Below are 12,010 nucleotides of genomic sequence, written 5' to 3' on the forward strand. Positions count from 1 at the left end.
GCCACCCTCACAGCGTGCGGACCTGATCGACTCCGACCGTTCCAAGGGCCGCGTACGGGTCCGGGAAGCAGCCGACCGTCGCATCCTCCGCCGTGTTCGTCGGCTCGTAGTGGTCGCGCCCGTGTTCGTCCGTGTGGTCGAAAAAAGAACATCCCGACGACGTCGACACCGTGAGCGCCCGTCTCCAGTTACGGCAGGATCATGTCCCCGAGCACGTAGTCGACGGTCTGTCCGTCATCGCGAAGGCGTGCGCCACCTTCATAGCCGACTCACGCCGAGCGCGGTGTTCGGTCTCCGGACACCGGCAGCGTTCCCCGGCGTCTGTGACGATCTCTGGGCGGCGCTGTCCGGTTTGCTCTTAAGGCGTTAGATCACGACCGAGCCGAACGGGTGCGCCGACGATTCGGCGGTCCAGACGGGACTCGTCTCGACGTCGACGAGCGAAATCAGGTCGTCGTCGTAGTGGGAGACGAGCAGGCGGTCGCCGACGCGGGTCGCGACGAGTCCCGGTGCCGGGTCGCGACCGGTTCACACCTCACTTCTGCCAGTCGGCGTTCGCCCGCGGCGGCGCGAAGATGTCGTAGCCGACGACGGTCTCGTCGCCGCGGTTGAGCGCGGCGTGGGGCTCGCCGCCCGGGATGACGTACGTGTCGCCGGGCTCGACGACGAGGTCCTCCCCGTCGACCACGAACGTCGCCGTCCCCTCGACGATCACGCCGATCTGCTCGTGGTGGTGGTCGTGTTCGGGAACTTTCTCGTCCGGCTCGATCACGAACCGCTGGATACTCGTCTCCTCGCCGACGGCACCCTGCGTGAGGAAGACACCCTCCACGGCCTCGGTCGCCTCGACGTCCTCGTCTGGTATGACGTCCATAGTTGCCGGGCGACCGCGAGCGGCTTAAACCGGGGGGATGGGGCAAGCTGTGGGGACGAGGAACGCCGCCCGCCGATCGCCGCCCGCCTCACGGAAACGGATGGTACTCGTTGTCGAGATCCGGCTCGAACCCCATCGACCGCGGGACGTCGCTGGCGCGGTCGCCGAAGAACGGCTCTCCCGTAAAGAGCGGCTGTGCCCCGGGGACGAGCACGCGGACCGCCTCGAATCCGAGCGCGGCGAGGTCGCGCGTCGTGACTCGCGCGACGTACGGGTCGAGGTCGACCGCCTCGACGCGCTCGACGACGGCCGACAGCTCCGCCGCTCCCGACGCCGTCTCTTCTCCGAGCGACGCGGCCGCGACGGTCGCGTCCGGATCGAAGAACGCCCGGGTCTCGTCCGGGAAGTCCGCGTGGCGACCGATCGCCGCCCCCTGCTCGGCCGCCGCCTCCTCGCCCATCGACCGGAGCTCGGTCCAGTTCTGGAGCGCCTCCGCGAGCGCGCTCCGCGCTGCGGCGACCGGGTCGAGGTCGGCTCCGGAGCCGGCGGCGAATCGGGGCCAGTCGCCCTCGCGGTGGACCCCCACGGCGACGACGGGAACGTCGACGTCGGCGGTCACGAGGAGCGGCGTCACGGCGAGCGACTCGGCGCGGGCGCGCTTCTCGAGTTCCGCGAACTCGGCGTCGTCGACCGCCAGCCCCAGCGGATCCGCCGTCGAGTACCAACTCGTCATCGTCGCGTCGCGCTCTATCACCTCGTAGAGGCCCGACAGCGCCGCCTCGGGGCCGGTGTTCCCGAGTCCGAGCCCGGTCGTGATCGCGGGGCGGTATCGGTTCTCCGGCGGAGGAAAGTGGACGAACTCCGCCGGGAGGCTCGCCGTTTCGCCCGTCGCGAGGTTCGCTCCGGTCGCCCACGGGAGCCGGTCGCCGCGGGCGTATTCGGCCGCGTCATCGGGGCGGACGAACGCGTCCGGAGGGACGGGGTTCGGGACGTTCCCGGCGGTGGCGTGCGTGAACGCCGCCTCGCGGTAGACGCCCGCGGCGTAGCGCTCCAGCCCCTCGCCGAGCGCCTTCATGAACGCGGCGTCCCAGCCCGCGGCGACGCCCCCGCCGAACTCGGCCGCGCGCTCGTCGGAGAATCCGGTCGTGTCGGCGACGCGGGCGACGTAGTACGGCACCGGGAACGACGCCTGCTCGCCCACGTCCGCGATCGGCCCGACCCTGGAATCGACCGCGCGCTCGGCGGCGTCGAGCGCGGCCGAGAGCGACCGCCCCTCGCCCTCCCGCGGGAGCGCGTCGCCCGGCTCGTCGCCACAGTCGCATCCGGGGACGGGCAGGAGCGTCCGCTCGCCGCCGAACGCCTCCCCGCCCGACACTTCGACGACCGTGTCCGCGACCGGGTCCCCGGAGAGCCGGCGGACGACACGGCGGCCGGCCAGCGCCCCGGCGTACCGGACGGCCGACCGCGTTCCGCGCGTCTCTGTCGCCGGTTCGGCGTCGCCGCTCGCCACGCGGGCGCGGAGACAGTCGTAGCAGGTCGTCTCGAAGACGGTGACCGCGGCGTCGACCGCGTCGAGCGGAACGCCGCCGACGCCGCCGACCTCCACCGCGACCCACCGATCGAGACGGTCGTTCGCGGCCGCGAACGTCTCAGACCCCGCGGTGTCGACGACGACGGCGAGGTCGAACCCGTCCAAAAGGCCCGCCTCGACGGGCATCACGTTCACGTCGACGTCGCCGAGCGCAGCTTCGACCGCGTCGACCGCCGGCCCCTCGCCGACCAGTCCGATGTCCATACCCCTCCCGACGCGACAGGGAGGAAAAAAGCCGCGGGTGGTTCCGGAAGTGGTGCTGGGAACCGGACGAGCGGGCACGGGACGAGACGATTCCGCGTGGTCACGCCGCCTCGCTCGCCGCGGACGGCCGCCGATCGCAGAGCAGCGCGACCGCCATCCGGCGGGCCGCGTACGCGATGGCGTTTGCGACGTGGAGCGCGACGAGCACGCCGACCACTCCGAGCGGGACCGCGATCAGGGCCTCGGGAAGCGTGTCGATCGACCACGTGACCGGCTCGCCGTTCACCTCGCCGAACTCGGCGGCGTACGGATACCGGAGCGGTGCGGTCACGAGCGGGAAGGCGTTCGCGAGGAGGAACACCGGCGCAAACGCGAGCAGGGCGACCCAGAACTTCAGCGAGAGGAAGCCGAGGCTCCGCCACGTCGACGGTGCGTCGACGTACCGCCTGAGTCCCGCGAGCGTCCCACCCCCGCCGTCAGAGAGGTCGTCGGGGCGCGGCAGGTCGGTCCCCAAGAGCGCGTTCGCGAGAGACCGCTCGACGCCGGCGAGCAGCCGGGCTCCGATGAGCGTCGCGAACAGGAGCGCGAATCCGACTAAGACGACCGAAAGCACGAGCCCGAACCCGACGCCGACGGTCACGAGCACCGAGTAGACGAACCCGAGCGGGACCGCGATCAGGAGGTACAGGAGGTGCCGATACGTCCTGCTGTCGGCGGCGACGCCGATCACCGGGAGCGTAGAGAGGGGCCGGAGGGAGGCCATATGCGGCCGGAACCGCACCCGGGAGCGACATAAATCGGTCGGCCGAAGCGACGGCGCGGCGACACGCGGCGACCGCGTCCACCGCGTCGAGAGGGCGTCTCAGCCGATGAAAAAGTCGACGGCGTTCCCCGTCGACTGTCCCTTGTACAGCTCCGAGTAGCCGCAGTTCGCACACGATACCACCTGGAACGTACGGTTCTGCACGTCGAACATCTTGGTGAGGCCGGTGCCGCTCGTCGCGATCTCGTCGACCTCGATCTCCGTGCCGCCGCACTTCGGACAGCCGCTCGCGTCGTCGCCGAGTCCCGTGGCCTCCGGGTCGGCTCGGTCGTCGGACTGCTCGATCGCGTTCTCCGCGTCGTTTCCGAAGACGGAGTACTCCGTCTCGTCGTCGTCGTTCTGGGAGGGCATCGTCGGAAACCTCTCTGGCCACCGATAAACCCCTTGTGGCCGCTCGTGTGACGGACGCGGAACTGCTGGTCGACCGTCGCCGCGTCGAGCCCGGCAACACTTATTACGTATCATGACAGACGTTACCACGCACAGAATGTTCGAGCGATTTTCGAGCGGCTACTATCTGGGGGAACTGTACGTGGAGCCCCACGACGGCGAGCGGGCCGTCATCCAGCGGGTCGACCACGAGCGCGTCAACGAGCAGCTGTACGCCGACGGCGACGGAGTAGAGCGACTCGACGCTCCGCTCGTGATGAAACTCGACGGCGGCCACATACCGGTGACCGGCGACGACGACGTGCCGAGCGGAACGCTCGCGCTCCCGCGAGAACTCGCCGACGAGGCCCTCCCGGACCGTCGGAACGTGCTCTTGGCCGACGCCGACCGCGCAGAGACGCTCCTCCGATGGGAGGGTTGGGAGCCGTTCGCGAACGCGTGAGGTCGGAACCCCGTCGCACGGCTCCCCCGCTCGCTACCGGTCCCCGCCGGTGATCGCCGACGCCGACCGCCTGCCGCGGATCTCGATCCGCCCCTCGATAGCCGGGTCGATTCCCTCCGAGCGGGCGTACGCGGCGAGCGCCTCGTACTGGATCGGGCCCTCGTCGACTCGGTGGCGCTGTGCGAGCGTCGGAAACTCGTGTTCGGAGTGCAACAGGTACTCGGAGACGGCGACCGTGTACCGCCGCTCGGGGTCGATCGGCTCGCCGCCGACGGTCGCCTCCGCGATCAGGTCGGCGTCGGCGTCCCAGACCACGCGCGCGTTCGAGACGTGGCCGTGCCACCAGTCGTCCTCGCCGAAGTCGACGTCCGGCGCGGCCATCTCGCGGAACACGTCGTGAAGCTCCGCGCCGGTCACGGACGCGAGCACGACCGGCTCCTCGAACGGGATCAGGCTGATCAGATCGGCCTTCGTCACCGCGCCCGCGAGCGGATCGCCTTGCCGGAGTCCGCCGGCGTTCGACAGTCCAACGTCGGCGTCGAGCGCCCACCGGAACGCGTCGGCGACGACGTTTCCGGCGCGGCACTCCCCGCCGTGGACGACCGGACCCGTTCGCTCTATCGGCTCGTCGACACGGTCGACCACCTCGCCGAGGTCGGCCGCGGCCATCCGCTCGTCGAGGGCGGCCGCGAGGCCCTCGACCGGGTCCGCGCCGTCCGGATCGTGGAGCGTCGCGGTCGGAACGCCGGTCGGGATGCCGGCGCTGCCGAACTCGATTTCCGCGACTGTCTCGCCGTTGACGCCGGGGCGGACCAGCCGCGTGCCCCCGACGACCTCGTTGCGCCGGCTGTGGACGTGTCCACCGAGGACCGCGTCGACGTCGAGTTCGCGCGCGAGGTCGTCGTCACCCGCCCCGAGGTGCGAGAGGACGACCGTGTGATCGAGCGAGGATGCAGCCGCGCCGTCCGCTCCGCCGGCGACCGTTCCGTCCGCTCCGCCGGCGATCGCCGCTCGCATCTCGGCGATCGCGTCGCGGGCGGCGGTCACGGGATCGTCGAAGGACAAGTCGGCGGCCATCGGGTTCAGCGAACTCGTCGCGGGGTCGGTGACGCCGACGAACCCGATCGTCGCGTCTCCGACCGCGAGCGTCGTCCACGGGACGACGCCCTCCGAGCGGCCGAACGGCTCCCCGTCCTCGTCGCGGACGTTCGCGGAGACGAAGGTGGCCGGGGCATCGGCGACGAGCCCGCGGAGCGCGTCGGGTCCATAATCAAACTCGTGATTGCCGAACGTGTCGAGCGCCGTGTCGGTCGCGGCGTAGAAGTCGACGATCTGCCGGCCGGTCGCGACCAGCGAGAGAACGCCGGGCGCGGTCGTGTCGCCGGTCGCGACGACCGCGGCGTCAGGGCCCGAGAGCGCGCGGATCCGTCCGGCGAGGCGGGCCGCTCGCTCGGGGACGTCGAAGACGTTCTCGATGTCGGAGTAGTGGACGAGACGAGCCATTCGCTGATCGAGCGAACGGGAGAGCGGCGCTTAAAAAGCGCGGAGCCGGCGAACGGGGGGTGATCCACGGTCGCACACCCGCCGGATATTGAAAGCGCTTTTATGGATGTCCGGATTACGTCGGGTCACAGCCTCTGTGGGGTTGATGATGTGCCGTTCCGTTAGGGACCGACCACGGGACGGGCACGCGAGCCCACACGGAGGAGAGGAGACCAACATATGCCCGTTTACGTAGACTACGAAACCCCAGCCGACCTCGCCGAGCGATCCCTTGAGGCGCTCGAGGTCGCCCGAGACACCGGTACCGTGAAGAAAGGAACCAACGAGACCACGAAAGCCGTCGAGCGCGGCAACGCCGACCTCGTCGTCGTCGCCGAGGACGTCTCTCCCGAGGAGATCGTGATGCACCTCCCCGAACTCGCAGACGAGAAGGGTATTCCGGTCGTCTTCGTCGACACCCAAGACGAGGTCGGACAGGCCGCGGGACTCGAGGTCGGCTCGGCCGCCGCCGCCGTCGTCGACGCCGGTGACGCCGACGACGACGTCGAGGACATCGGCGAGAAGGTCGCGGAGCTTCGATAGTCACCCATGAGCGCAGAAGAGGGCACCGGCGACTCCACCACCGCCGAGGTGATCGAGGTCGTCGGCAAGACCGGGATGCACGGCGAGGCCATGCAGGTCAAGTGCCGCATCCAAGAGGGATCGAACCAGGGCCGGATCATCACCCGGAACGTCCTGGGCCCCGTCCGCATGGGCGACGTGCTCCAGCTCCGGGAGACCCAGCGCGACGCAGACTCCATCGGAGGCCGATAACCAATGGTCGAGACACGCACCTGCGACTACACCGGCGAAGAGATCGAGCCCGGCACGGGCACGATGTACGTCAAGAAGGACGGCCAGATCCTCCACTTCGTCGACTCGAAGGCGGAGAAGAACTACCTCCTCGGCCGTGAGGCCCGCGACCTTGAGTGGACCGAGGAAGGACACAATCAGGGTGGCGAGTAGATGAGCCACCACGACGAGCGCACCTTCGTGATGGTGAAGCCGGACGGCGTGCAGCGCGGTCTCATCGGCGAGGTCGTCTCGCGGTTCGAGGACCGCGGGCTGAAGCTCGTCGGCGGGAAGTTCATGCAGATCGACGAGGACCTCGCGCACGACCACTACGGCGAGCACGAGGACAAGCCGTTCTTCGACGGCCTCGTCGAATTTATCACCTCCGGACCGGTCTTCGCGATGGTCTGGGAGGGCGCAGACGCGACTCGACAGGTCCGTGCGATGGTCGGAGAGACCGACCCCGCCGAGTCCGCCCCGGGAACGATCCGCGGCGACTTCGGACTCGACCTCGGCCACAACGTGATCCACGCGTCGGACCACGAAGACGAGGGCGCGAACGAACGCGAGATCGACCTGTTCTTCGACGAGGACGAACTCGTCGACTACGGCCTCGACACCGCCGCGTGGGTATACGAGGACGAGTAACGCGGCGACAGTTCGGCCAATTCGTTTTTCGCGACGTCTCGACCGTGTTACCGAGAGGTATCGCAGCGATAACACACCGGATTTCCGGTGAACTATCATCGTCGATCCTGCGCCGTCAGGGGATCTGCCATTCGCAACCAGTTAAAAAGACCACACGTCAGTCTCCCGTCCGCTTCAGCCAAACCTCACTAGCATTCTTTCGGCCGCACCTCACTAGCATCCCTTCGGCCGCACCTCACTAGCATCCCTTCGACCGCACCTCACTAGCACCCCTTCGACCGCGCACTCGCAGTTCCTCATCCATGCCGCGCTCACAAAACCGGTCTGTGTTCCGTGCGTCGGCCAGTCAGTCGCTTACGTCGACCGCGACCGCCGTCCCGTCCTCCGTCACGACGATGAGTTCGTCGGTTCCGTCGCCGGTCACATCGGCGAACTGCGGGCTCGCGTACACCACCGCGCCGACGCTCCCCCGGGCGGTGACGCCGCCGTTCCGATTCAATACGAGCAGGTCTCCCTCGCGGTTTATCGCCACCGGGTCGGCCTCGTCGCCGCCGCCGAGCACACCCAGAGACGGCGCGTTCACCCGTGTGTCGCCTCCGAACTGCTGTTTCCACGACACCTCGCCGTCGAGGAGACTGACCGCCCAGACGCTGCCCGAGCCGCCGACGTAGACGCGCCCCGGCCCCGCGTCTCCGACTGCGACCGGAAGGTCCTGAAGCCCGATCTCGTATCGGGTCGAGCCGTCGGCGACCTCGAGCGTCTCGAGATTGCCGTTCGTTCCGCCGAGCGCGAGGATCGGTCCGTTTTGGCTGTCCGCCTGCCGCCAGCTCAGCGGCGTGACGCTCGGTGTGGCCGTCCATCGCACGTCACCGTCGCCGTCGAGCAGCCTGACCGCGTGCTCGTCGCCGTCGGCGGTGACGACGGCGACGCCGTTCGTCACATCGTCGCCGCTCGCTTTGTTACCGCTGAAATCGATGGCCAGCGGTCGGCGCTCGATCGGCGCGCCGACGTCACTCTGGAAGACCGGATCGCCGCCGGCATCGACGGCGAGGACGCCGCCGCTCGTCGAGACCGCGACGACCTCGGCGTCGCCGTCGCCGTCGACATCGCCGATCGCGGGGCGGACCGCGCTTCGACCGCCGGTGTCCACGACGAACCGCTCGGAGCCGTCATCGGCGTCAAAAACGACGAGCGACCCCGAACGCGTGGTGAGCGCGACGACTTGTTCGCCGCCGAGCGTGCCCGTAACGAGCCCGCTCGTCTCGGCCGCCTCGACGGCCTCGCCGCCGTCACCGTCCGCGGGTGCCGCGCCGCCTCCGGCTCCGGTCCCGACCGGAGACGTCCACTCCACGCCGCCACCGACGGCGGTGGCCCGCACCGACCGCGTGCCGTTCGCGGCGACCGACTGCAACACGAGCGGGTCACCGTCCATGGTGGCGACGACTGCGCCGCTGCCGTCGTCACCGGTGACAGGGTCCGATTCCCAGACGATCTCCGCCTCCGTCGCGCCGTCGTCGACGCCGACGAACGCGAAGAGCGCGACGCCGACGCCGGCTGCACCGCCGGCGAACAAGATGAGACTCGCGAAGAGCACGCGCCGGTCCATTGCAGTTGGGTTCGGGCGGCGGCGGCATACCGCTGTCGGATGCGGGGCTCCGTCGGGTCGCCGGTAGGGGGACCCATCAACTGTATGAAACTACGAGGCGGGAGCGGGAGCAGGGACGCTCACAACAGGGTGGAGACGCGGTCCGCGTGCGAGTCGTCCACGAGACCGCGAAGCCGATCGACCTCACGAGTGCCGTTGGCGTTCACGAGGTAGGCCGCCCCGTCTCGGTCACCGTATGCACCGTGGAAGTCGTAGACGAACCCGTACACGTCGGCGTCGCCGGCCGCGTTGCTTTCGCGAACGAGCGCGACCTGCTCGTGGACGTTGTACTCGACCAATTGGTTTCTGACGCTGGCAGCGGCGGTCTCGGATACCGCCGCGTCGAGCCCCCGCTCGACGATCGGGAGGAGGTCCTCGACGTCGGATCGGATGCCGGGATCGGTCGGAATCGGTCCGTCTCTCGCCGCGTCGAGCGCCGCCCCGACGGCCCCGCAGCCGGTGTGGCCGACCACGACGACGACGTCCGTGTCGGTGTGACAGAGGGGATACGCGACGCTGCCGGAGAGCACTCGTTCTCCGTCGACGTCCGTGCTCACGCGGTTCCCGATATTGCCGACGGTGAAGAGATAGCCGGGATCTGCCGCCCACATCCGCTCCTGTGAGACCCGGGAATCGGAACAGCAAACGGAGACGACCGGCGGTCGCTGCCCGTCACGATGTGCCGAGAGCGCGCCGGCACCGAGTGACGCGACGTGGGCGTCGTTGCGGTCGAGCAGATCGGCGAGAAGCCGACGACTCATGCAGGCGGACTCGCGGCCGTGAGTGAAAAGCGGTCGGGCCGGGGCGGGACGCGACGACGACGCCTCACACCACGAGACCGACGGCTTGGATAACGAAGCCGACGACGAAGACGGCGAGCAGGGCTACCGTCGCGATCACGACTGCGGGAGCGAGAGCCTCGTCGTTGTCGTCGAGAGCGATGGACTCCATCTTTGTCATGCGAAGGGGATCGGTGCCGCGCGGTTTGAACGCTTCGCTCGTCTCTCCCCCGCTGTCCAAACGGCGCGGTCGAGCGGCCGTGTTGAGTGCGGTCCGTCGGCACCGACGCTCTCGCGTTCTGGGGCCGGAGCCGACGCTCGGCCCGCGAACGACTGCGCGCCTGTGTACCACACGAGGAACGCGCACACGCGTCTCCCATGACTTATACGGTCGACCGTCTTACTTACTGTATGAGCGAAGAATCCGGGCGTCGGAACCTCCGAATGCCCAACGACGACGAAGTGTTTGCCGTGGTGACAGAGCACCTCGGCGGGAACCACGTCCGACTGCGCTGTGTCGACGGCGAGACCCGTATGGGCCGGATACCCGGCCGTATGAAGTACCGTACGTGGATCAGCGAGGGTGACGTCGTGCTCGCGGAACCGTGGGACTGGCAAGACGAGAAGGCGAACGTCGAGTGGCGCTACACGGAGGAGGACGCCGACCAACTCCGGCGGGAAGGCCACATCCAGTAAAAGCGCGAGACCGGGGCGTCTCCACCGCCTCGCGGTGAATCAAACATAAACAATTATTACATAGCAGTTCATCGGGTGAAGTGTGCCACCCGTAGTACACGATTAACGCAGGCTCGGAGTCGAGTCCGACCGGCGGGCCCGAGTTGCCGAGTACGCGCGCGACGACCGACGAAGCGGCCGAGACGACGAACACGGAGACGGCGGCGGCGATGTTCGATCCGTCGAACACGGTCCGGCTCCCGAACGGGACCGATCGCTGGAACGCCTACGCCGGCTCCTGTCACGGGGGCGACTGACCCGGAGCCGAACACCCTTTTATCCGGAGAGCGGCTACATGTGACCGGCCGATGACGATGCACCGCCCCGAGCTGCCTCGGCACCAGCGATGACGAGCCCTATGAGTGCAGAGGCCGACCTATTACCGACCCGTTATTTGTGCGGTGTTGAATAGCGGCCCCTGAGCCATCGTGAATCGATACTAGTCTTGAGACCAGTAGCGGTAACCACTCGCAAGCCGACGCAACTTGCGACCCTCTTGATCAACACCGCTATTCAACACAGCAGTCGGAACCAGGTCTAAACGTGTCTTCTGTTGCGAATTTCAACGGAGGCGTGAATACGTATAAACCGCTACGTCGCGCAGAGACAGCTAATGGCGTTTGAGATCACGGAGACGTTTGTCCGATTTGTCGGGACGTCTCCGGTAATACAGGCACTCGTAGGAGGCGTCATTATCGCTCTAATGAATCTCTTCGGTGCATCGCTCGTGCTCGTCTGGCGAAATCCATCCGAACGAGCCCTCAACGGTATGCTCGGATTCGCGGCAGGCGTAATGCTCGCAGCAGCCTTTACCAGCCTCATAATTCCCGGTATCGAGGAGTATTCCGGAGGAAATCCGCTTCCGACACTCGTCGGCGTTGGGATCGGCGCACTGTTTCTTGACCGAGCGGACGCACTGGTTCCCCACGCGCACTACCTTCTGACTGGCAGCAGTCGAGCGGACGCATCGAGACCGAGCGAGACGCTCCCAGTCACCGAGGAGAAATTGGCCGGAGTAATACTGTTCATTTTAGCTATCACGCTACATAACATGCCCGAAGGGTTAGCCGTTGGAGTCGCGTTCGGCGCAGCCGGGAGAGATCCAGCTCAACTCGGAAGCGCGCTGTCGCTGATGCTTGCAATCGGTCTCCAAAACATCCCCGAGGGGTTGGCCGTGTCTGTGGCGGCGATAAACGCCGGTCTCAACCGTCGGTTGTATGCTGCGATCGCCGGAATCCGAGCAGGAGCCGTCGAGATCCCATTAGCGGTGGTGGGAGCTGTTGCTGTGGCGACAATCGAACCGCTGTTACCGTACGCAATGGGATTTGCGGCAGGAGCGATGTTGTTTGTGATTTCTGACGAAATCATACCCGAGACACACAGAAGCGGTCACGAACGCGTGGCAACGCTTGGACTCATGGTCGGCGTCATCGTAATGCTGTATTTAGACATCTCGTTAGCCGGGTAGTCTCTCGGCGGGTGATAAATAGTTGCACCAGCTGTATCACGATCCCGTACAGTCATCGGATTCAACAGAGCAATCGA

17 protein-coding genes are annotated in these 12,010 nt (G+C 67.6%); 8 read left to right on the plus strand and 9 right to left on the minus strand.

Going from position 1 to position 12,010, the window contains the following annotated elements; translation table 11 throughout:
- Positions 1-7: 7 nt before the first annotated feature.
- From EP28_RS14535 to EP28_RS05580, 5 genes are all read right to left on the minus strand, one after another.
- On the minus strand, positions 8-169 hold the full coding sequence (locus EP28_RS14535) for a hypothetical protein (protein WP_230455265.1): 162 nt from the start codon (positions 167-169) through the stop codon (positions 8-10).
- Positions 170-535: 366 nt separating this feature from the next.
- Positions 536-874, minus strand: coding sequence for a cupin domain-containing protein (locus EP28_RS05565; protein ID WP_049983018.1), 339 nt, complete (start codon positions 872-874; stop codon positions 536-538).
- A gap of 88 nt (positions 875-962) precedes the next feature.
- Complete coding sequence (locus EP28_RS05570) at positions 963-2,669, minus strand: YcaO-like family protein (protein WP_049983019.1); 1,707 nt, start codon at positions 2,667-2,669, stop codon at positions 963-965.
- Between the two features lie 100 nt (positions 2,670-2,769).
- Positions 2,770-3,432, minus strand: coding sequence for a sensor domain-containing protein (locus EP28_RS05575; RefSeq protein WP_080506072.1), 663 nt, complete (start codon positions 3,430-3,432; stop codon positions 2,770-2,772).
- A gap of 99 nt (positions 3,433-3,531) precedes the next feature.
- Positions 3,532-3,843, minus strand: a complete 312-nt coding sequence (locus EP28_RS05580; protein ID WP_049983020.1) for a zinc ribbon domain-containing protein — start codon at positions 3,841-3,843, stop codon at positions 3,532-3,534.
- Positions 3,844-3,979: 136 nt separating this feature from the next.
- Here EP28_RS05580 and EP28_RS05585 point away from each other — a divergent pair, with 136 nt between their 5' ends.
- Positions 3,980-4,324 carry a DUF5802 family protein gene (locus EP28_RS05585; RefSeq protein ID WP_049983021.1) on the plus strand — a complete coding sequence of 115 codons (345 nt, stop codon included), beginning with the start codon at positions 3,980-3,982 and terminating at the stop codon, positions 4,322-4,324.
- Positions 4,325-4,357: 33 nt separating this feature from the next.
- Here the strand turns inward: EP28_RS05585 and EP28_RS05590 are convergent, their stop codons facing one another.
- Positions 4,358-5,827 carry a bifunctional metallophosphatase/5'-nucleotidase gene (locus EP28_RS05590; protein WP_049983022.1) on the minus strand — a complete coding sequence of 490 codons (1,470 nt, stop codon included), beginning with the start codon at positions 5,825-5,827 and terminating at the stop codon, positions 4,358-4,360.
- A 219-nt stretch (positions 5,828-6,046) separates the two neighbouring features.
- On the opposite strand from EP28_RS05590, the gene rpl7ae reads away from it, so the two are divergent.
- The 4 genes from rpl7ae to ndk are packed head-to-tail and all read left to right on the plus strand — an operon-like array spanning position 6,047 to position 7,306.
- A complete protein-coding gene (gene rpl7ae, locus EP28_RS05595; RefSeq protein WP_049983023.1) occupies positions 6,047-6,409 on the plus strand; it encodes a 50S ribosomal protein L7Ae in 363 nt (120 codons plus the stop codon).
- 6 nt (positions 6,410-6,415) lie between these two features.
- Positions 6,416-6,640, plus strand: coding sequence for a 30S ribosomal protein S28e (locus EP28_RS05600; protein WP_004046478.1), 225 nt, complete (start codon positions 6,416-6,418; stop codon positions 6,638-6,640).
- A gap of 3 nt (positions 6,641-6,643) precedes the next feature.
- Positions 6,644-6,832 carry a 50S ribosomal protein L24e gene (locus tag EP28_RS05605; protein WP_049983024.1) on the plus strand — a complete coding sequence of 63 codons (189 nt, stop codon included), beginning with the start codon at positions 6,644-6,646 and terminating at the stop codon, positions 6,830-6,832.
- The gene (ndk, locus tag EP28_RS05610; protein ID WP_049983025.1) at positions 6,833-7,306 is read left to right on the plus strand and encodes a nucleoside-diphosphate kinase; all 474 of its coding nucleotides are present in this window, start codon (positions 6,833-6,835) and stop codon (positions 7,304-7,306) included.
- A 346-nt stretch (positions 7,307-7,652) separates the two neighbouring features.
- Here the strand turns inward: ndk and EP28_RS05615 are convergent, their stop codons facing one another.
- The 3 genes from EP28_RS05615 to EP28_RS14650 all read right to left on the minus strand — a co-directional run bounded on the left by EP28_RS05615 (position 7,653) and on the right by EP28_RS14650 (position 9,911).
- Entirely contained in the window at positions 7,653-8,912 is a 1,260-nt protein-coding gene (locus EP28_RS05615) for a PQQ-binding-like beta-propeller repeat protein (RefSeq protein ID WP_049983026.1), read from the minus strand.
- Positions 8,913-9,031: 119 nt separating this feature from the next.
- Entirely contained in the window at positions 9,032-9,712 is a 681-nt protein-coding gene (locus EP28_RS05620; protein ID WP_049983027.1) for a carbonic anhydrase, read from the minus strand.
- A gap of 64 nt (positions 9,713-9,776) precedes the next feature.
- Entirely contained in the window at positions 9,777-9,911 is a 135-nt protein-coding gene (locus EP28_RS14650; RefSeq protein WP_255358268.1) for a hypothetical protein, read from the minus strand.
- A 230-nt stretch (positions 9,912-10,141) separates the two neighbouring features.
- Here EP28_RS14650 and eif1A point away from each other — a divergent pair, with 230 nt between their 5' ends.
- The 3 genes from eif1A to EP28_RS05630 all read left to right on the plus strand — a co-directional run bounded on the left by eif1A (position 10,142) and on the right by EP28_RS05630 (position 11,933).
- Positions 10,142-10,426, plus strand: coding sequence for a translation initiation factor eIF-1A (eif1A, locus tag EP28_RS05625; RefSeq protein ID WP_049983028.1), 285 nt, complete (start codon positions 10,142-10,144; stop codon positions 10,424-10,426).
- A 143-nt stretch (positions 10,427-10,569) separates the two neighbouring features.
- Positions 10,570-10,722 carry a hypothetical protein gene (locus EP28_RS14090; RefSeq protein WP_155118436.1) on the plus strand — a complete coding sequence of 51 codons (153 nt, stop codon included), beginning with the start codon at positions 10,570-10,572 and terminating at the stop codon, positions 10,720-10,722.
- A 356-nt stretch (positions 10,723-11,078) separates the two neighbouring features.
- Positions 11,079-11,933, plus strand: coding sequence for a ZIP family metal transporter (locus tag EP28_RS05630; RefSeq protein ID WP_049983029.1), 855 nt, complete (start codon positions 11,079-11,081; stop codon positions 11,931-11,933).
- Positions 11,934-12,010 lie beyond the last annotated feature (77 nt).

Origin of the sequence: Halorubrum sp. BV1, assembly GCF_000746205.1 — an archaeon.
In the GTDB taxonomy this organism is placed as follows: Archaea; Halobacteriota; Halobacteria; order Halobacteriales; family Haloferacaceae; genus Halorubrum.

Coding starts and splice junctions, on each gene's coding strand:
- EP28_RS05565 (WP_049983018.1), bottom strand. CDS start 874: ATGGACGTCATACCAGACGAGGACGTCGAGGCGACCGAGGCCGTGGAG.
- EP28_RS05570 (WP_049983019.1), bottom strand. CDS start 2,669: ATGGACATCGGACTGGTCGGCGAGGGGCCGGCGGTCGACGCGGTCGAA.
- EP28_RS05575 (WP_080506072.1), bottom strand. CDS start 3,432: ATGGCCTCCCTCCGGCCCCTCTCTACGCTCCCGGTGATCGGCGTCGCC.
- EP28_RS05580 (WP_049983020.1), bottom strand. CDS start 3,843: ATGCCCTCCCAGAACGACGACGACGAGACGGAGTACTCCGTCTTCGGA.
- EP28_RS05585 (WP_049983021.1), top strand. CDS start 3,980: ATGTTCGAGCGATTTTCGAGCGGCTACTATCTGGGGGAACTGTACGTG.
- EP28_RS05590 (WP_049983022.1), bottom strand. CDS start 5,827: ATGGCTCGTCTCGTCCACTACTCCGACATCGAGAACGTCTTCGACGTC.
- rpl7ae (WP_049983023.1), top strand. CDS start 6,047: ATGCCCGTTTACGTAGACTACGAAACCCCAGCCGACCTCGCCGAGCGA.
- EP28_RS05600 (WP_004046478.1), top strand. CDS start 6,416: ATGAGCGCAGAAGAGGGCACCGGCGACTCCACCACCGCCGAGGTGATC.
- EP28_RS05605 (WP_049983024.1), top strand. CDS start 6,644: ATGGTCGAGACACGCACCTGCGACTACACCGGCGAAGAGATCGAGCCC.
- ndk (WP_049983025.1), top strand. CDS start 6,833: ATGAGCCACCACGACGAGCGCACCTTCGTGATGGTGAAGCCGGACGGC.
- EP28_RS05615 (WP_049983026.1), bottom strand. CDS start 8,912: ATGGACCGGCGCGTGCTCTTCGCGAGTCTCATCTTGTTCGCCGGCGGT.
- EP28_RS05620 (WP_049983027.1), bottom strand. CDS start 9,712: ATGAGTCGTCGGCTTCTCGCCGATCTGCTCGACCGCAACGACGCCCAC.
- EP28_RS14650 (WP_255358268.1), bottom strand. CDS start 9,911: ATGACAAAGATGGAGTCCATCGCTCTCGACGACAACGACGAGGCTCTC.
- eif1A (WP_049983028.1), top strand. CDS start 10,142: ATGAGCGAAGAATCCGGGCGTCGGAACCTCCGAATGCCCAACGACGAC.
- EP28_RS05630 (WP_049983029.1), top strand. CDS start 11,079: ATGGCGTTTGAGATCACGGAGACGTTTGTCCGATTTGTCGGGACGTCT.